Raw genomic sequence first — 227 nt, forward strand, 5'->3', positions numbered from 1 at the left:
CTGCTAAAAAGGAAGGTTATCTGCCTTTGAAATAATTATTATAGGGTTTTCGTCATTGCGAGGCACGAAGCAATCTACTTTACGGAACAGATTGCTTCGTGCCTCGCAATGACGAGTTTTTAAGCACAATAGATTATTTTAACCTGATTTTTTCCAAATAAATCTCCCGCAGATTTAAAAAGATGTACGCAGAATAATTGATTACCAATCTGCGAGAATCTCCTTAA

It is taken from the genome of Pedobacter fastidiosus, from assembly GCF_014306625.1.
Classification (GTDB): Bacteria; Bacteroidota; Bacteroidia; order Sphingobacteriales; family Sphingobacteriaceae; genus Pedobacter; species Pedobacter fastidiosus.